Raw genomic sequence first — 17106 nt, 5'->3', positions numbered from 1 at the left:
CTAGCCGGAAAGTGTTCTATTGCGAAACCGGTGCAACCGGCGATCCGTCAGGAGCGGGTGGCGGGGCGGATGAGGCAGCGCCCCCCTCCGGCGGCGAGACAGGCTTGGCCGGCGGCGAGGCCGACTCCGCCGGAGACGTGGCCGGTTTTGCCGGCTCTGCGGAGGTCGACGGCGACGCCACCGAGTCGTCAGCGGAAGTTGGTGCCGGCGTGGGGCTCGCGGCTTCGGACGGCGGCTTTGCGTCAGCCTCGCCGACCTTCGGAGCCGGCGTCACCGCAGGAACGGGGTCGGCGCGCAACGGCACCGCCTTCGGTTCGCCGGGGGCCACAGCCTCTGCCGGGCCGCTGTCCGGTTTGCTGCTTTCGGACGTGTCTGTTTCAGATTTATCCGTCTCGGACTTGTCTTCTTGAGACTTGGCTTCAGATTTGTCTGCGTCAGGCTTGTTCGTTTCGGCTTTGCCGGTCTCGGCCTTGCCACTCTCGGATTTTGTCGGATCAGGATTCGGTGCGCCCGGCTTCGCCGCGTCGGCCTTGATGCCTTGCTCCTTGCCAGCCTGCTCCTTGCCAGCTTGTTTCTCGGCTGCTTGTTCCTTCGGGGTTTCCGTCTTGGGAGCTTCGGCCTTGGAGGATTCCGCCTTGGAAGTTTCCGCCTTAGGGGCTTCCGCCTTGGGCGTCTCTACCTTGGTCGGCTCTCCCTTGGCCGTCTCTCCCTTGGCTGTTTCTCCCTTGGCGGAAGCCGCGCCGGATGGTTCGCTCTTCGCTGTTTCCGGCTTCGTTACGGCGTTGTCCTTGGACGGTTCCTGCTTGGCGGCGTCGGCTTTCGGCGATCCTTCCGGACCGTGCTTGTCTTCCGGACCGTGCTTGCCGCTCCTGCTCAGCTTTTTCTTGTCTCCGTGCTTCCGCCGATCGTGCTCGCTGGCGGCCTCCTCCGAAGCCGGCCGCGCGGCCTCCGGATTCTCGGTGCCCGGTCGCGCGCGCCTGCGATGCCGGTCCTTGCGGCCATGCGGCTCACTCTGCGCGGACGCATCTGGCTCCCTCTGCGCGGACGCATCTGGCTGCGCCGCTTCCCGGGACGGCGGCTTCCTGCCCTCAGCCTGCCTCGGCTCCGATCTGTGATCGCCCGGGTGCCGCCTGGGTTTCTCCGCCCGGTGGCTCTCATCGGTCGCACCGTTGGAAATCAGATAGGCGCTGAGCATCCTCGCCATGTCGGGGCCGGTGGTATAATGCTGGCGCAGAAAGCCCGGCAGCGATCTCGGCGCCACCGTCCTGAGCAAACCGCGGACGCCTTTATGGCAGGCGGTGCAGTTCCCCGAAAAAATCTGCGCAGCCGACTTTCCTGCGTCGAGATTTTGCGCCCGCGCGCTACCTGCCGCGCAACCGACGATCGCAAGCATCACCGTCGCTAGACTGAGCGCTCGGCTCAACATTCCATCCTCCAGGCGCGGAAATTGGTAGTGCGGAAATTGCCCCACAGCCGCAGTGCCCCACCTTTTAGCCCATTATGCCGCGAATGGAAGCGCACAGATGACGCAAGCGCGTGATCGGAACAATTTGGCTATCCGCGATGCAACCAATGCACTGGAACTGCGTTTTGTCCAATATTACTCATCTCGCATCGGACAGTTCCAGACTTACCTGAGCACGGCGGGCGATAGCGGATATCTGACCGAACGCGATTGTATATGGTGGTTTCGATGGACCGTTTGTTGCGGTTTTTTTTGGACCGGTTTATTCGGCGCGGCTCGATCACATTTGTAACTGCGAGCGGATCGACCTTCACCTGCGGCGATGGCACAGGAAAGGCGGTGCGGGTGCGGCTGACCACGAAAGAAGCCGAACGCCAGCTTCTGCTGGATCCTGAAATGTCCTTCGGCGAAGCCTACACCGACGGCACGATGCTGGTCGAACGGGGATCGATCGCCGACGTCCTGGCGATCATTCTCGACCAACCCGACATCATGCCGCGCTGGGCGAAGCTGCAATGGTGGCTCCGCTATCTCGTTCGCAACATCCAGCAATTCAATCCTCGCGGGCGCTCCAGAAACAACGTCGCGCGCCATTACGACCTCGACGGTCGCCTCTACTCGCTGTTTCTCGATGCCGATAAACAATACAGTTGCGCGTATTTCGAAACACCGGACACGACGCTGGACGATGCCCAGCTTGCAAAGAAGCGGCATGTCACCGCCAAGCTTCTGGTCGAGAGCGGCCACAGCGTCCTCGATATCGGCTCGGGCTGGGGCGGCCTCGGCCTGTATCTTGCGGAAATGACCGGCGCCAACGTTACCGGCGTCACGCTATCGACCGAACAGCTTCAGGTGTCGAACACCCGCGCCGCCGAAAAAAACCTGACGCAGTCGTCCAAATTCCTGCTCCAGGATTATCGCGACATTCCCGGACCGTTCGATCGCATCGTGTCGGTCGGCATGTTCGAGCATGTCGGCGTCGATCACTACGATACCTTTTTCAAGCACTGCGCCGAACTGCTCGACGCCGACGGCGTGATGCTGCTGCATTCGATCGGCCGCTCCGAGGGTCCGGGCATCACCAATCCCTGGATCGCGAAGTACATCTTCCCGGGCGGGTACATTCCGGCGCTGTCGGAAGTCTTGCCGGCGATCGAGCGCGCCGGACTTCTGGTCTGCGACATCGAAATCCTGCGTTTGCACTACGCGGAAACGCTGAAGGCGTGGCGCGAGCGCTTCATGGCGCGACGCGAGGAGGCCGTGCAGCTTTACGACGAGCGATTCGCACGGATGTGGCAGTTTTATCTGGCGTCGTCGGAAATGTCGTTCCGCAAGCAGAACCTGATGAATATCCAGATCCAACTCACCAAGCGCCAGGGCATCGTGCCGATGACGCGCGACTATATCCCGCGCGGCGAAGCCAGGCTGCGCGGCATCGAGCGAAAACAGCGGCCGCGACTTCAGATCGCCGGCGAGTGAGCAGATTCGGGTCGGGAGAAGAACTCAGCTTCGCAGACGCTTTCGAGCGACCATATCCTCGGGATTGACCCGAGGATGGTTGCCGCTTCGCGTCAAGAAAACGCGTCAAAACAAAAAGCTGGAGCCCGGCTTTGATTCCATCGAAGCCGGAATGGCACTAAGATGCGATCCATAGAGGCCGAGGGGACAGCGCGGGTGCGCGAGATGAGTCTTGGCGGCTGTCAGGTCCGCCGGATCGCATGGCGCGGCGCGCGCCTCCGGATCGGACAGTTTTTCGAGTGCCTCCACCAGCATCGACAGCCAGGCGGTTTCGTCGTTTTCGTAACACCACTGGCGGGACTGTGCCATTCTGAGAGCTTTCCGTGCTGGATTCTCACATGATCAATCGGGCATCCGCAGTTTTGTTCCGGATCGCATGAAAAACCGCACGCCAAGGCGATGATTCTTTATGGCCTCGGCGCGCGACCTCATCCTCGGTCGGCCCAACAGCGCCGAGGTTCATGATCGGCAAGGCATTTTTTGCTTTGGCCGCTGGCCGTTGGAGCGCCGGTTACAGTCCGGTTACAGTCAAGTTCGATACCCTTTCGACTCAAGTTTCATTCAAGGTCATGTGGGAATCGGGCATAAGGGGTGTGGCATTGCTTTCGCCGTCCGCCGGAGCGGCGCTTTATGCGTGCCCCATACCCGAAAAATCCGTCAAACTCCGAGAACCATGGCTGATTCGAACATCCTGAAGCTTGCGCCTGATACGGCAACGCCAGCCTACCGCACCGCGCCACACAACATCGAAGCGGAGCGTGGTGTTCTCGGCGCCATTCTGGTCAACAACGACGCGTTTTACAGGGTTTCGGATTTCCTCGAACCGAAGCACTTCTTCGAGCCGATCCACCGGACCATCTTTGAGACCGCGGGTAGCCTGATCCGCGCAGGCAAGATCGCGACACCCGTCACGGTCAAGACCTTCGTTCCCGCCGAGACCGACATCGGCGGAATGACCGTAAGCCAGTACCTCGCCCGTCTGGCGGCGGAAGCCACCACGATCATCAACGCACTCCACTACGGGCGCACCATCTATGAGCAGGCGCTGCGCCGGGACCTGATTCACATCGGCGAGGACATGGTCAACGTCGCCTACGACGCGCCGGTCGATTTCGCGCCGCGGGCGCAGATCGAGGATGCCGAGCGCCGACTCTACGAACTGGCCGAATCCGGCCGCTATGAGGGCGGCTTCCAGAAATTCTCGCAGGCGATGAAGATCGCGCTCGACATGGCGGCCAACGCCTACCGCCGCGATGGAAAACTGTCCGGCATCGCCACGGGACTGCGCGATCTCGACTCGAAAATGGGCGGATTGCAGCAGTCCGACCTGATTATCGTCGCCGGCAGGCCGGGCATGGGCAAAACCGCGCTCGCGACCAACATCGCCTACAACATCGCCAGGGCTCATCAGTCGGAGCTTCAGCCCGACGGCACGATGAAGACCGTCAATGGCGGGATCGTGGGCTTCTTCTCCTGCGAAATGTCGGCGGAGCAACTGGCGACGCGTATTCTCGCCGAGCAGACCTGCATCCCCTCCAGCAATATTCGGCGCGGCGGCATCACCGAAAACGATTTCGAGAAGATCCGCGATCACACCATCGAACTGGAGCACCTGCCGCTCTTCGTCGACGAAACCGGCGGCCTCTCGATTTCACAACTGACGGCGCGCGCCCGCCGCCTGAAGCGTCAGAGAGGGCTCGACGTGCTGGTCATCGACTACATCCAGCTTCTGCTGGGCAGCGGCAAGCGCAGTGACAACCGGGTGCAGGAAGTCACCGAAATCACCACCAGCCTGAAGGCGCTGGCGAAAGAGTTGAATGTTCCGATCATCGCGCTGTCGCAGTTGTCCCGTCAGGTCGAAAACCGCGATGACAAACGCCCGCAACTTTCAGACCTTCGTGAATCCGGTTCGATCGAACAGGACGCCGATGTCGTGATGTTCGTATTCCGCGAGGAATATTACCTCCAGAACAAGGAGCCGCGGCCGGGTACGCCGGAATACGAGAAGTGGCAGCTTGAGATGTCGCTGGTGCACGGCAAAGCCGAAGTCATCATCGGCAAGCAGCGCCATGGGCCGACCGGCACCGTCGAACTGCAGTTCGAGGGGCAGTTCACCCGCTTCAGCGACCTCGCGCATGACGGTCACCTGCCCGACCGAATCTAGCAACCGAATTTGCAGCCCGTCTACGCGCACCGCTCGCGCGGTTGAACCGCCGTGCGGCCGAGCGTACCATGCGGCATGAATCTGCTCCCCGATTCCAAGATGAAGTCCAGCGGCATCCCGTTGCCACAGACCGACGCTGATACGGATTTTACGGCGGCTGCGGCAATCGGCACCCTCACCGTCGATCTCAATGCCATCGTTGCCAACTGGCGCAAGCTCGAAAAGACCGCCGTGCCCGCCGAATGCGCCGGCGTGGTCAAGGCCAATGCTTACGGCTGCGGGGCCCGACGTGTGGTGCGCGCGCTGAGCGCAGCCGGATGCAGGACGTTTTTCGTTGCCACGCTCGACGAGGCGCGCGTCGCCCGCGCCGCCGCCCCCTCCGCCGATATCTATGTGCTGGACGGCATCTTTCAGAATTGCGCTGACGCTTTCGCCGCGATCAATTGCCGGCCCGTGATCGGCAATCTCAACGAACTCGCGGAATGGGACGCGTTCTGCCGCCGCACCGGCTGGGCGGGCGGCGCAGCCATCCACATCGACACCGGCATGAACCGCCTCGGCCTCACCCTCGACGAGGCGCAAGCCATCCTTCCAAGGATCGACGCCGGCGATCACGGCATCACGCTGGTGATGAGTCACCTCGCCTGCGCCGAAAGCCTCAATCATCCGCTCAATGCCAGACAGGTCGCGGCTTTCCGGGAGATCGCCAGGCTGTTTTCCGGCGTTCCGGCCTCGCTGGCGAACTCGTCCGGCATTTTCCTCGGGCCGCAATATCAGTTCGACCTGGTGCGTCCGGGCGCCGCGCTCTATGGCGTCAACCCGACGCCGGAAGCCGACAATCCGATGCAGCCGGTTGTCGAGTTGAAAGCGCGGATCATGCAGACCCGGATGATCGACAAGGGCGAAAGCGTCGGCTACGGCGCGACCTGGACGGCGCGGCGAACGACCCGGCTTGCCATCGTCGCTGCGGGATACGCCGACGGCTATTTCCGCGCCGGCGGCAGCAATGACGGTACCCGCGGCGCCGATGTCGTTGTCGCCGGAACACGATGCCCGGTGGCGGGCCGCATTTCCATGGACCTGTTGGCGATCGACATCACCGATCTGCCGCCCAAGGCGGCGGTACGGCGCGGCCATCTGGCAACGCTGATCGGCGACGGCATCACCGTGGACGAACTCGCGCACCATTTCGGCACCATCGGATACGAAGTGCTGACCGGCCTCGGCGACCGCTACAGGCGCGTCTATAAGGGCGGCACAGGTGAGTCGTGAACCTGGCGCGGAATGCGATCACTGAAAATGCCCAAATCCGCCCTCTCCTTCGTCTGCCAGAACTGCGGCGCGGCGTATAACCGCTGGCAGGGCAAGTGCGAGTCCTGCGGCGAATGGAATACGCTGGCCGAGGAGGACACCACGGGCGCGACGACGATGCCGGTCAGCATCCGCTCCAGGCGCAAGGGCCGACCGTTTGCACTGGAGACGCTGACGGGCACGACGCAGGATGCGCCGCGCCTCTCCTCCGGCATGACTGAGCTCGATCGCGTCACCGGCGGCGGCTTTGTCCGCGGCTCGGTGCTGCTGGTCGGCGGCGACCCCGGTATCGGCAAATCGACGCTGCTCACGCAAGCGACCAGCCTGCTCGCCCGCGCCGGCCATCGCGCGGTCTATATTTCCGGTGAGGAAGCGGTGGCGCAGGTGCGGTTGCGCGCCGAACGCCTCGGGCTTGCCGATGCGCCGGTGCAACTGGCGGCCCAAACCTCGGTTGAGGATATCGTCGCCACCTTGTCCGAGGGCACGGTGCCGCGGCTGGTGGTGATCGACTCGATCCAGACCATGTGGACCGACACAGTGGAATCCGCGCCGGGAACTGTGACGCAGGTGCGCGCCTCGGCGCAGGCGCTGATTCGCTTCGCCAAGAAGTCCGGCGCAGCGCTGATCCTGGTCGGTCACGTCACTAAGGACGGCCAGATCGCCGGTCCCCGCGTGGTCGAGCACATGGTCGACGCCGTGCTGTCGTTCGAGGGCGAAGGCTCGCAGCAGTTCCGCATCCTGCGCGCGGTGAAGAACCGCTTCGGTCCCACCGACGAGATCGGCGTCTTCGAGATGACCGGGCTCGGACTGCGCGAGGTGTCCAATCCATCCGAATTGTTCCTGTCCGAACGCGATCTCGGCAGTCCGGGCACCGCGGTGTTCGCGGGCATCGAGGGCACCCGGCCGGTGCTGGTGGAGTTGCAGGCGCTGGTGGCCCCGACCGCGCTCGGCACGCCGCGGCGGGCCGTTGTCGGCTGGGATTCAAACCGGCTGTCCATGGTGCTGGCGGTTCTCGAAGCCCATTGCGGGGTCAAGCTGTCGGGACACGACGTTTATTTCAATGTCGCGGGCGGCCTGCGCATCAACGAGCCGGCCGCCGATCTTGCCGCCGCGGCGGCGCTGGTGTCCTCGCTGACAAATGCCCAACTGCCTACCGACGCGGTTTATTTCGGCGAGATTTCGCTGTCCGGCGCGGTCAGGCCGGTGGCGCAGACCTCGGCGCGGCTGAAAGAAGCCGCCAAGCTCGGATTCGGCCGCGCCGTGCTGCCGGAATCGGCCCGTGGCGACATCGGCGGCGATGCCGGCCTGTCGCTCGATACCGTCGCCGGATTGACCACGCTGGTGGCGGACATCGCCGCGCGCGGACAAGGCCGATCCGGCAAGGCCGCCGATCCTGAGAAAAATGCCACACCGGCCCGATTCCGTCGTCAGGACGGCTAAAGCGGCGTGACCTAGCGACCCGCCGCCGCTATACATTCGGCGCGGCCGCAAAGCCGACGATATGTTGCGCGAAAGGTCCTTGCGGGACGCGTCATAATGACCGTCAGTCGGACCGGCGGCGAGAAGCCGATTCGCGGTTTCCAGGATTTAAGAGCGGACCTGACCAGCCGATGCCGATAACCATCCTCGACCTCGTTCTGCTCGCCGTGATGCTGATTTCGGGCCTGCTGGCGATGATCCGCGGCTTCATGCGCGAAATCCTGTCGATCGCCTCCTGGGGCATAGCCGCGCTGGCCACGCTTTACTCGTTCCAGAAGCTTCTGCCGTTCGCCAAGACCTATATCAACAACGACATCATCGCTGCCGCGGCCGTGATCGGCGGTGTTTTCATCGGTACCCTGATCGTGATTTCGATCCTCACGACGCGCATTTCCGACATGGTGCTCGATTCCCGGATCGGCGCGCTCGACCGCACCCTGGGTTTCCTGTTCGGGCTGGCACGAGGCCTGTTGATCGTCGTCGTCGCCTTCCTGTTCTTCACCTGGCTGGTTCCGGACAAGCAGCGGCCGGACTGGGTCACGGGTGCGAAGTCGCTCACGGTGCTCAATTCCACCGGCGCCTGGCTGCAGTCGCTCTTGCCGGACGATCCCGAGAACACCATCTTAAACAAATTCAAGAAGAATAAGCCCGGCGAGGAGCAATCGGACACGGAACCTGCGTCCCCTAGTTCCGACGGCTATTCCAAACCTGCCCGAGACAGCCTGAAAAAGCTGATCGACGGCAAACCGGAAGGCGCAGCGCAATGAGGCGAACTTCCGGGTCTAAGCACGAGTGGGGGTTGATTTGACGTTCGCGACTTGCCTGGGTTTGGCCGAAAAGCGAGGCGCTATGGACTGTCAGCAGAGCCCTTCCGGTAACGCGCCCGAGTCGGACCCGGATTTCGGTCTGGACGGCGACACGCTCCGCGAGGAATGTGGCGTATTCGGCATCTTCGGTCATCCCGACGCCGCCGCCATCACCGCGCTCGGCCTTCACGCTCTCCAGCATCGCGGCCAGGAAGCCGCCGGCATCGTGACCTTCGACGGCCACCGCTTCCACTCCGAACGCCGCCTCGGCCTCGTCGGCGACACCTTCTCCCGCCGCGAGGTGATCGAACGTCTCCCCGGCAGCGCAGCCATCGGCCACACCCGCTACTCCACCACCGGAGGCACCATCCTTCGCAACGTGCAGCCGCTGTTCGCCGAACTCAACGCCGGCGGCTTCGCCGTCGCCCACAACGGTAACCTCACCAACGGGCTGACGCTGCGCCGCGAACTGGTGCGCAACGGCGCCTTGATGCAATCGACCACCGACACCGAAGCGATCCTGCATCTGGTCGCGCAGTCCAGGCGCGGCCGTTTCATCGAGCGCTATATCGAAGCGCTCCGGGCCCTCGAGGGCGCCTACGCGCTGGTGTCGCTGACCAACAAGAAGCTGGTCGGCGCGCGCGATCCGCGCGGCATCCGCCCTCTCGTTCTCGGCGAACTCGACGGCTGCCCGATTCTCGCGTCGGAAACCTGCGCGCTCGACATCATCGGCGCGAAGTATGTCCGCGATATCGAACCCGGCGAAGTCATCGTGTTCAATCGCAAGGACGAGGCCATCCAGACCGAAATCCACAAGCCCTTCCCGCCGATGCCGCCGCGGCCCTGCATCTTCGAATACATCTATTTCTCCCGGCCGGATTCGATCGTCGGCGGCCGCTCGGTCTACGAAGTCCGCAAGGCGTTCGGCGCGCAACTGGCCCGCGAGAGTCACGCCGAGGTCGATGTCGTGGTGCCGGTGCCCGATTCCGGCGTGCCCGCCGCTCTCGGCTACAGCCAGTTCTCCGGCGTGCCGTACGAACTCGGGATCATCAGAAACCACTATGTCGGCCGCACGTTCATCCAGCCGGCCCAAAGCGTCCGCGAACTCGGCGTGCGCATGAAGCATTCGGCCAACCGCGCCGCGATTGCGGGCAAACGCATCGTCCTGATCGACGACTCGCTGGTGCGCGGCACCACCTCGAAGAAGATCGTGCGCATGATGCGCGACGCCGGCGCCACGGAGGTGCACTTCCGCCTCGCATCGCCGCCGATCATCCATCCCGATTACTACGGCATCGACCTGCCGGACCGCAGCGGGCTATTGGCCGCGACCCATAGCCTGGAGCAGATGCGCGACATCATCGGCGCGGATTCGCTGGCCTTTCTCTCCATCGACGGCATGTATCGCGCCATGGGCGAGCCCGGACGCGACGCCGCGAACCCGAGATATTCCGACCACTGCTTCACCGGCGCTTATCCGACCACCCTTACCGACCATACCGACGTCGAACCGCAGCCGCATCAGTTGTCGCTGCTCGCGGAAGCGAGCTGACTGGACCGCGCCGCAAAGCGGTCGAAGGCCGGGACAAGCCGTTCAGATCTGGCGGACCATGAAGGTTGCCGCGTTGCTATAGCCGCGCAGCTTCCGCGCGAGCGCGGCGTCGACGATCCCGTCGAACGCGATCTTGCGGAAACCGTATCGTATCCAGAAATCCGCGGAGTCATTGACTGCCACCAGCGAAACGGTCGCGAGCTTTTCCTTGCCCGCTCGCGCCAGCAGCAGCGCGACCGCCGCCGTCGCCGCGCCAACGCCGCGCAATTCGGGCAGCAATGCGATGTCGTGGATGTAGTAAGTTTCAGGGTCGCCGGGCAACATGCCGAGCCGTGAATTCAATGCCGGAGGATCCATGGCCCGCCACGGATGGCTGATGACATAACCGCCGATAGTCTCGCCCGCGTGGAAAACGAGGCAGCCGGCCGCGTAAAGCCGGAGCCGCTCGGCGAACACCTCCGCATCCTCGGGAAACGCTGGATGGACTTTCCCCGCGATTGCCAGGACCGGCGGCAGGTCGGCAGCCGACATCGCCCGCCATCGTCCTTTGGCTTCGCGAGAAAGCCCGGCCATAAGGCCCTGAGACTCCATTCCTTTCCTAGTGTCGGCGGGCGGTGCGAAGATGTAGCCCGCGCCTATTGCCGCACCGCGTCCGCCATATTGGACTCGGGCTGAGGCGTCGGACTTGAAACGGCTGAGGGCTCGCTCCGCTTCTTTCGGATTTGCCGCAGAATTATCAAGACCGGCAGAAAAAGGACGAGAAGAAGTCCGAAGACCACGATCCCGTAGAGGATCGCCTTCAGCGCCGACCAGACGACCAGCACCACGTGCATAAGCGTCTTCAGGACTAGGATCACTTCCACGTACACCATCGTCGGGTATCCCAGCGCGTACATCGCCATTCCTGCCAGTATCGACAGGACCACCGCCGGCACCATCACCGCCGCTAGCCTGAGGCTCATTACGGAAAGAACCTGCTCCTTGATATCCGCCAGCATTGCCTGCGCCTCCAACTGCTCCATTGGCCGGAATCGTATCGCCGAGAGACTCGCCACACAAGGGGGCGCAGCCGGTGATCGGCGGCGCGGCAGGCCCGGATGATCCCATCTTCAGCATCAAGGCCGGATTTGCACCGGCGCGTGGTCGTTTCTGGGGCTCGCCGATACGCCACCATAGACGGGCGAACGGCAGTGCATCGCTTCCACGATTTAAGCAGCAGATAGCCGGCGCCGACCGGAAGCAGCAAGAGGGTCGCCATCGCCTGAAAGAAAATTGAGCCCCTCTCGCAAAATGCCGCGCTCTCCACCGGAGTGAACAGCGCGGCCAGTCCTGGGGAACAAGTCCGGACCGAAGCCCGGCTCTTACCGGCTTTCGCCGGTTACGGACGGCCTGTGAGACCGAATTTCAACCGTAATATTTATTGGTATATATCGTAATATCTGAAGATAGCATAGTGCGATTTTGCGCGATTGAGGACATCCCGAGCCAACCCCGAGCAGCCTGAGAGGGAAATGGCGTCGCGCTGGACTCAGTTATCGGAGACGAGACCGCTGCGCCACGCGGCTTCGCGAATGATCGTTAACCTTCAATTAACCAGAATCCAATGACGCTCTCTTTCTCGGCCTGAAGCTGCGTTCCTCCGCTGCTGCGCCGGTGTCAGTGGATGAGCGGCGTTCCGGCTCTCTCGTTCTTTATCGCGGCTCAAAAGCAGCCGCCGCAGGGTGAGGAGGTTTTTCGATGGCGGACAGCGACAGCACCATCGCCTGGCACCGTGCCCGGTTGAAAAAACATCGCGACGTCCTGCGCGACATGGAGGTTCGCCGTTTCCGTTTCGGCGAGACGGCGGAGCCGCAAGCGCGCGCCAAGAAGCAACGGATGGTGGCCGACCTGCGGCGCAAGATCACCGTCTCCGAGCGAGTCATCGGTGCCTACGAGAAGCGCACCCGGCGTCCGCTGACGACCGACTTCCGCAGCCTCGCCAGCGTTCACTGGGGCAACTGGAATAGCGCACCCTGCAACGCGGAGCCGGCGGGAGACTGAACGGGCCGGCGGCACGAGCTGCTGATTTCCGAGGCGGCTCGCTAGAGCATTTCCCGGTGAAGTGGACACCGGTTCACCGTAAGGAAATGCGACCATTCAATAGCTTAGAGCGCCCGTTCTGATTCCATCAGAACGGTAAGCGCTCTAAAGTCCGATTCAACTGCATTGAACTAGGCTCTGGTCTTATCCGTTTGATTGAGCATGATCTTAAGGGGTCATGCTCTCGCGGCGGGGTGGAATTCGTTTGGCGTGTGCAACAGCGCCGCGAAGGACCTGCTCCGCTCTGGCCGCGGCAAGCCTCGCGAATCGGCGTATCCGCAGCGGCGACATTTGTTACGGAATTACGTATAAGTCATTGAAACCTGTCCATTTTCGGTCAATATGCATCTGCTCGAAACTTTCCCGACCGTCATCGGCGCCGCGGCCATCGCGCCCGCGCTGCTGCTGCTTTGGTTGGTGATCGCGGCGGACGAGCGGCCAGGACCACCCGCGATGGTCTGGGCGGCATTCGTGCTCGGCGCCGTCAGCATATCGCTGCTCGGATTTGCCCGCGTGCCATTCGCGCCGATGCTGAAGGTGCCGGAACCGCCTTGGCTTGCGTTGATGCTGAAGTCGGTTTTCGGCATCGCCGCGCCCGAGGAACTGGTGAAGATCGCCGCCATCGCCGCGGTCACCGCAATGCGCCGCAAGTCCTCCGACCCCATGGATGCCGTGGTGTACGGCGCCGCCGCCGGGCTCGGCTTCGCGGCCTATGAAAACCTCGCTTATCTGATGCAGCATACCGACATCTGGCGTTCGCTCGCGGTTCTGCGCAGCGTGCTCACCGTTCCTTTCCATGGCGCGCTGGGCATTATCGCCGGCGCCTACATCGCGATGGCGCGTTCGGGCACCGCGCTCGGTGCGCACCGCCGCGCCCGCGACTGGGCGCGCATCCGCAATAGCGTGGCAGTCTTCGCCGTGCCCATCGCGCTCCATGCGAGTTTCGACGCGCCGCTGCTCGCGCTGCAACAGAATCCCGACCTGGGCCGGTCCCACGCCTTCGTGCTGGAAGCGGTCGCCATGCTGGTCGGATTCGGCGCCATCCTGTTCGCGGCCTATCTGGTTCGCCGTGTCGGCGCGCACCACGCCCCTCGCAGCGAGACCTCGCGCGAGCGCCTCCGTAACCTGCGCGGCATGTGGGCGCTGCTGCTCGCCGGCGGCGGCGCGAGTTTCCTCGGTGCGGCCTTCATCCTGTCCTCGATCCATCGCTGGATCACCAATGCCGACAAGCACATCCACATCGCCACCTATCTCGTCCCGGTCGGAATTGTCGCGATCGTGATCGGGATCTGGCTCCTGGTGATGACGTCTGCCGTCTACGTGCTCGGGCGCAACCGCCTGCAAATGACCGGGACGAGCCCCGTCTCCGACCTCGATCAGGACGGTCCCCCCGCGGGTTCCGAAAAACGACATTAGTCCTGCCACTTTTGGCGCCGTCGCGCGTTAGGCTCCTGCGAGCGAGACCCGCAGTTCATCTCTTATGGGAGACCAGCCAATGACGACCCCTTCTCAGGACATCGATCGCCTTCGGTTGAAAGTGAGTACCGAAGTCCGCAAGCATTGGAAGGCTTTCCTGTTCGAGGGTATCGTGCTGGTCATTCTCGGTCTCGCCGCGATGATCGTGCCGCCGCTGGCGAGCATTGCCGTCACGATCTTCCTCGGCTGGTTGTTTCTCGTCGGCGGAGGCGCCGGGCTCATCGGCACCTTCTGGGCGCGCCAGATGCCCGGATTCTGGTGGTCGCTGCTCTCGGCCGCGCTCGCGCTGATCCTCGGCATCGTGCTGCTGATGCGGCCGGCCCAGGCCACGCTGACGCTGACCATCGTGGTCAGCGCCTACTTCCTCGCCGAGGGCGTCGTCAGCATCATGTACGCTCTGGAACACCGCCGCGAACTCACGCAGCGGTGGGGCTGGATGCTGACCGCGGGATTCATGGACATCATCATCGCCGGCATCATCGTCGTGGGGCTACCGGGATCGGCGGTCTGGGCCATCGGCCTTCTGGTCGGCATCAACCTGCTGTTTGGCGGCACCGCCTTGATCGTGATGGCGCTCGCGGCGCGCAACGCGGATTAGGGCGTTTTCGAGCAAAGCATGTCCTCGGGGCTTGACCAGAGGATGGATACCGGTTCGCGTGAAGAAAACGCGTCAAATCAAAATCATGGAGCCCCGCTTCTGATTCTGTCAGAAGTGGAAAGGCTCCAGGACCGTCAGCAGCCCCGGCAGATGCTCTTGATCTTGCGGTCGAGAGCGGCATCTGCCGGATCAATCTGATCCGGATTCCAGGCCTTGGTGCTTTCCGCCGGAATTTCGCTCGGGCGCGGCTGACGGTGACCGACCGGTGCGTTGATGTAAGGTGATGATTGGGTAGCGGCCGGATCGGACGATCCGCCCGTCGTTTTGTGCTGCGCCAGCGCCGCAGGCACGCCGATCAAAGCCATAGAAACCGCGATCGCAACAGTCTTGCTCATTTCGCTGCTCCAACGTCCGCAATTGGTATTGTCGAGAACGTTCCGGAACTCCAACGTTCTGCGATTACGCCGACCGCCTCCCGGTCGAACCGATCCGGCTAAGGCTTCGGCGGATAGAGGTGAACGCCGCCGCAATAGTCGACGATACGATAACGCGATTCCGGCCGATGTTCACCTTCTCCGAAGGTTAAATCTGACCGCGACAGATAATCCGGCCCCACCGGCGACTTGCCGTATCCGCCGGGAATATCGAGAACATAATCCGGCTGGCACAGTCCGGACACACGACCGCGCAGCGCGCGCATCAGGGCCTGGCCCTGTTCCAGCGTGGTCCGCAGATGCGCCGTGCCCGGCGCGAGGTCGCCGTGATGCAGATAGTACGGCTTGATGCGGCATTCGACGAAGGCACGCATCAACGCCTCCAGCGTCGCCGCGTCATCGTTGACGCCGCGCAGCAGCACCGACTGGCTGACCATGGGAATACCGGCATCGACGATCCGCGCGCAGGCCGAGCGGGCCGCGGCGGTCAGCTCGCGCGGATGATTGGCGTGCAGCGCCAGCCAGGTGGTGGCGCCCGCCGCTTTCAAGGCCGCCACCATCTCATCGGTGACACGCGTGGGGTCGGCCACCGGCACGCGGCTATGGATGCGGACGATCTTGACGTGGCCGATCCCGGCAAGCTCGGTCATGATCTCGGCCAGCCGCCGCGGCGACAGCATCAGCGGATCGCCGCCGGTCAGGATCACTTCCCAGACTTCCGGATGCGAGCGGATGTAATCGAGCGCGACCGTGGCCGAGGATTTCGACAGCGCGGTTTCCTTGGCAGGTCCCACCATCTCGCGACGGAAGCAGAACCGGCAATAGACCGCGCAAACATGAACGAGCTTGAGCAGAACCCGGTCGGGATAGCGGTGGACGATTCCGTCCACCGGCGAATGCGCATGATCGCCGATCGGGTCGGCACGCTCGCCGGGTTGCGCCGCCAGTTCATCGGCGCTCGGAACATACTGCCGCGCGATCGGATCGTCGGGATCGCCGGGATCGATCAGGCTGGCGACGTGCGGCGTGACCGCAATCGCATAGCGCGCGCCGACTCTGGCGAGATCGGGCAGAGCCGCGGCCGGCGCGAGACCATGGGCAACGAGATCCTCCGGCTGCCGCAATGTCGAAACGACGCTGCTGTTGGCTCTAACGCTCATGCATCCTCCGCGGGCGGCGTCCACACCACCTGATCGATCTTTGAGGCGCCGCTTGCCAGCATCACCAGCCGGTCGAAGCCCAGCGCCACCCCGCTCGCCTCCGGCATTTGCGCGACCGCCGCAAGAAAATCCTCGTCCAGCGGATAGCGCTCGCCGTAGCGGTTTTGCTTGTCGTCCATCGCCCGCGCGAAACGGATGCGCTGTTCGGCGGCGTCGGTCAATTCACCAAACCCGTTCGCAAGCTCGACGCCGCAGGCATAGATCTCGAAACGCTCGGCAACGCGGCTGTCGGCCGGATCGATGCGCGCCAGTGCTGCTTCCGGCGCGGGGTATTCGGACAGTATCGTCAACCTCCCCTGCCCGAGATGGGGTTCGACATGCTCGACCAGCACCTTGCTGAAAATATCCGACCAGGTGTCGTCGTCCGCAATCCGCACCCGTGCCTGCGCCGCCAGCGCCGCGCGATCGCCCTCGCCGCCGACGACGGTTTTCAGGAGGTCGATCCCGGCGAAGCGATCGAACGCGGCGGCGACCGTCAACAGCTCCGGTTCCGCGAACGGATCGGCTTGCCGGCCGCGAAACGAGAACGTGCCGATGCCGGTCGCCCGGGCCGCGCGGGCAATCACGGCGATGCAGTCGGCCATGATGACGTCGTAGGAACTGTCTGCGCGATACCACTCCAGCATGGTGAATTCCGGCAGGTGCAGCACGCCACGCTCGCGGTCCCGAAACACCCGCGCGAACTCCACGACCTTCTGCTCGCCGGCCGCCAGCAGCTTCTTGCACGCGAATTCCGGGGAGGTGCGCAAGTAGCGCGTAACCTGGTCGCCGGCCGGCGTTGTCAGCGTAGTGCGAGGCGCATGAAGGTGGGTTTCGTTGCCCGGCGACACCTGCAAAACCCCGGTTTCGACCTCAACGAACCCTTCCCCGTCGAACCAGGCCCGCAGCGCCTTCGTCACCGCACCGCGCGCTTTCAGGAACGGCCTCCGGTCCGCGTGCCTTGCCTGGTCCCACCAGGGTGAAATCCGATTCATCCATCCTCAGCAATCGACCGGAATCGGCCG

The 17106-nt window shown here is 63.5% G+C and carries 16 protein-coding genes; 9 read left to right on the top strand and 7 right to left on the bottom strand.

Translation table 11 applies throughout. The features are described 5' to 3' along the window. Positions 1 to 16: 16 nt before the first annotated feature. Positions 17 to 1426, bottom strand: a complete 1410-nt coding sequence (locus tag V4R08_RS03445) for a hypothetical protein (protein WP_335578053.1) — start codon at positions 1424 to 1426, stop codon at positions 17 to 19. Between the two features lie 267 nt (positions 1427 to 1693). Between V4R08_RS03445 and V4R08_RS03440 the strand changes: the two genes are divergently transcribed. Then, positions 1694 to 2944 (top strand): cyclopropane fatty acid synthase, encoded by a 1251-nt coding sequence (locus V4R08_RS03440; RefSeq protein ID WP_335578052.1) that lies wholly within the window; start codon positions 1694 to 1696, stop codon positions 2942 to 2944. Positions 2945 to 3049: 105 nt separating this feature from the next. Here V4R08_RS03440 and V4R08_RS03435 read toward each other — a convergent pair whose 3' ends face one another. Next, the gene (locus V4R08_RS03435) at positions 3050 to 3292 is read right to left on the bottom strand and encodes a hypothetical protein (protein WP_335578051.1); all 243 of its coding nucleotides are present in this window, start codon (positions 3290 to 3292) and stop codon (positions 3050 to 3052) included. Between the two features lie 364 nt (positions 3293 to 3656). On the opposite strand from V4R08_RS03435, the gene V4R08_RS03430 reads away from it, so the two are divergent. The 5 genes from V4R08_RS03430 (at position 3657) to purF (ending at position 10295) form a co-directional block, all read left to right on the top strand. Then, positions 3657 to 5147: a replicative DNA helicase gene (locus tag V4R08_RS03430; RefSeq protein WP_335578050.1), complete on the top strand. Its 1491-nt coding sequence runs from the start codon at positions 3657 to 3659 to the stop codon at positions 5145 to 5147. Positions 5148 to 5222: 75 nt separating this feature from the next. Next, positions 5223 to 6419, top strand: a complete 1197-nt coding sequence (gene alr, locus V4R08_RS03425; RefSeq protein ID WP_335578049.1) for an alanine racemase — start codon at positions 5223 to 5225, stop codon at positions 6417 to 6419. 27 nt (positions 6420 to 6446) lie between these two features. Next, positions 6447 to 7898, top strand: a complete 1452-nt coding sequence (gene radA / locus V4R08_RS03420) for a DNA repair protein RadA (RefSeq protein ID WP_335578048.1) — start codon at positions 6447 to 6449, stop codon at positions 7896 to 7898. A 170-nt stretch (positions 7899 to 8068) separates the two neighbouring features. After that, entirely contained in the window at positions 8069 to 8704 is a 636-nt protein-coding gene (locus V4R08_RS03415; RefSeq protein WP_335578047.1) for a CvpA family protein, read from the top strand. Positions 8705 to 8786: 82 nt separating this feature from the next. Then, positions 8787 to 10295: an amidophosphoribosyltransferase gene (purF, locus tag V4R08_RS03410; RefSeq protein ID WP_335578046.1), complete on the top strand. Its 1509-nt coding sequence runs from the start codon at positions 8787 to 8789 to the stop codon at positions 10293 to 10295. A gap of 42 nt (positions 10296 to 10337) precedes the next feature. Here purF and V4R08_RS03405 read toward each other — a convergent pair whose 3' ends face one another. Both V4R08_RS03405 and V4R08_RS03400 read right to left on the bottom strand, forming a co-directional pair. Continuing rightward, positions 10338 to 10868, bottom strand: coding sequence for a GNAT family N-acetyltransferase (locus V4R08_RS03405; protein ID WP_442935619.1), 531 nt, complete (start codon positions 10866 to 10868; stop codon positions 10338 to 10340). A 62-nt stretch (positions 10869 to 10930) separates the two neighbouring features. After that, positions 10931 to 11317, bottom strand: a complete 387-nt coding sequence (locus V4R08_RS03400) for a hypothetical protein (protein WP_335578044.1) — start codon at positions 11315 to 11317, stop codon at positions 10931 to 10933. Positions 11318 to 12032: 715 nt separating this feature from the next. On the opposite strand from V4R08_RS03400, the gene V4R08_RS03395 reads away from it, so the two are divergent. The 3 genes from V4R08_RS03395 (at position 12033) to V4R08_RS03385 (ending at position 14448) form a co-directional block, all read left to right on the top strand. Continuing rightward, complete coding sequence (locus tag V4R08_RS03395; protein WP_335578043.1) at positions 12033 to 12335, top strand: hypothetical protein; 303 nt, start codon at positions 12033 to 12035, stop codon at positions 12333 to 12335. 381 nt (positions 12336 to 12716) lie between these two features. Further along, the gene (locus tag V4R08_RS03390) at positions 12717 to 13790 is read left to right on the top strand and encodes a PrsW family glutamic-type intramembrane protease (RefSeq protein ID WP_335578042.1); all 1074 of its coding nucleotides are present in this window, start codon (positions 12717 to 12719) and stop codon (positions 13788 to 13790) included. Positions 13791 to 13869: 79 nt separating this feature from the next. Then, complete coding sequence (locus tag V4R08_RS03385; RefSeq protein ID WP_335578041.1) at positions 13870 to 14448, top strand: HdeD family acid-resistance protein; 579 nt, start codon at positions 13870 to 13872, stop codon at positions 14446 to 14448. 134 nt (positions 14449 to 14582) lie between these two features. Here V4R08_RS03385 and V4R08_RS03380 read toward each other — a convergent pair whose 3' ends face one another. The 3 genes from V4R08_RS03380 to epmA all read right to left on the bottom strand — a co-directional run bounded on the left by V4R08_RS03380 (position 14583) and on the right by epmA (position 17076). Continuing rightward, on the bottom strand, positions 14583 to 14843 hold the full coding sequence (locus V4R08_RS03380) for a hypothetical protein (protein WP_335578040.1): 261 nt from the start codon (positions 14841 to 14843) through the stop codon (positions 14583 to 14585). A gap of 98 nt (positions 14844 to 14941) precedes the next feature. Continuing rightward, entirely contained in the window at positions 14942 to 16042 is a 1101-nt protein-coding gene (locus tag V4R08_RS03375; RefSeq protein ID WP_335578039.1) for a lysine-2,3-aminomutase-like protein, read from the bottom strand. After that, complete coding sequence (epmA, locus tag V4R08_RS03370; RefSeq protein ID WP_335578038.1) at positions 16039 to 17076, bottom strand: EF-P lysine aminoacylase EpmA; 1038 nt, start codon at positions 17074 to 17076, stop codon at positions 16039 to 16041. The genes V4R08_RS03375 and epmA overlap by 4 nt, the downstream gene beginning before the upstream one ends. Positions 17077 to 17106: the final 30 nt, after the last annotated feature.

Source organism: Nitrobacter sp. NHB1 (genome assembly GCF_036964665.1).
Lineage (GTDB): Bacteria > Pseudomonadota > Alphaproteobacteria > Rhizobiales > Xanthobacteraceae > Nitrobacter.
This window is presented reverse-complemented; position numbering and strand designations above follow the sequence as displayed.

Excerpts from the sequence above, each read along its gene's own strand:
- V4R08_RS03445 (WP_335578053.1), bottom strand. The coding sequence starts at position 1,426 with ATGTTGAGCCGAGCGCTCAGTCTAGCGACGGTGATGCTTGCGATCGTC.
- V4R08_RS03440 (WP_335578052.1), top strand. The coding sequence starts at position 1,694 with ATGGACCGTTTGTTGCGGTTTTTTTTGGACCGGTTTATTCGGCGCGGC.
- V4R08_RS03435 (WP_335578051.1), bottom strand. The coding sequence starts at position 3,292 with ATGGCACAGTCCCGCCAGTGGTGTTACGAAAACGACGAAACCGCCTGG.
- V4R08_RS03430 (WP_335578050.1), top strand. The coding sequence starts at position 3,657 with ATGGCTGATTCGAACATCCTGAAGCTTGCGCCTGATACGGCAACGCCA.
- alr (WP_335578049.1), top strand. The coding sequence starts at position 5,223 with ATGAATCTGCTCCCCGATTCCAAGATGAAGTCCAGCGGCATCCCGTTG.
- radA (WP_335578048.1), top strand. The coding sequence starts at position 6,447 with ATGCCCAAATCCGCCCTCTCCTTCGTCTGCCAGAACTGCGGCGCGGCG.
- V4R08_RS03415 (WP_335578047.1), top strand. The coding sequence starts at position 8,069 with ATGCCGATAACCATCCTCGACCTCGTTCTGCTCGCCGTGATGCTGATT.
- purF (WP_335578046.1), top strand. The coding sequence starts at position 8,787 with ATGGACTGTCAGCAGAGCCCTTCCGGTAACGCGCCCGAGTCGGACCCG.
- V4R08_RS03405 (WP_442935619.1), bottom strand. The coding sequence starts at position 10,868 with ATGGCCGGGCTTTCTCGCGAAGCCAAAGGACGATGGCGGGCGATGTCG.
- V4R08_RS03400 (WP_335578044.1), bottom strand. The coding sequence starts at position 11,317 with ATGGAGCAGTTGGAGGCGCAGGCAATGCTGGCGGATATCAAGGAGCAG.
- V4R08_RS03395 (WP_335578043.1), top strand. The coding sequence starts at position 12,033 with ATGGCGGACAGCGACAGCACCATCGCCTGGCACCGTGCCCGGTTGAAA.
- V4R08_RS03390 (WP_335578042.1), top strand. The coding sequence starts at position 12,717 with ATGCATCTGCTCGAAACTTTCCCGACCGTCATCGGCGCCGCGGCCATC.
- V4R08_RS03385 (WP_335578041.1), top strand. The coding sequence starts at position 13,870 with ATGACGACCCCTTCTCAGGACATCGATCGCCTTCGGTTGAAAGTGAGT.
- V4R08_RS03380 (WP_335578040.1), bottom strand. The coding sequence starts at position 14,843 with ATGAGCAAGACTGTTGCGATCGCGGTTTCTATGGCTTTGATCGGCGTG.
- V4R08_RS03375 (WP_335578039.1), bottom strand. The coding sequence starts at position 16,042 with ATGAGCGTTAGAGCCAACAGCAGCGTCGTTTCGACATTGCGGCAGCCG.
- epmA (WP_335578038.1), bottom strand. The coding sequence starts at position 17,076 with ATGAATCGGATTTCACCCTGGTGGGACCAGGCAAGGCACGCGGACCGG.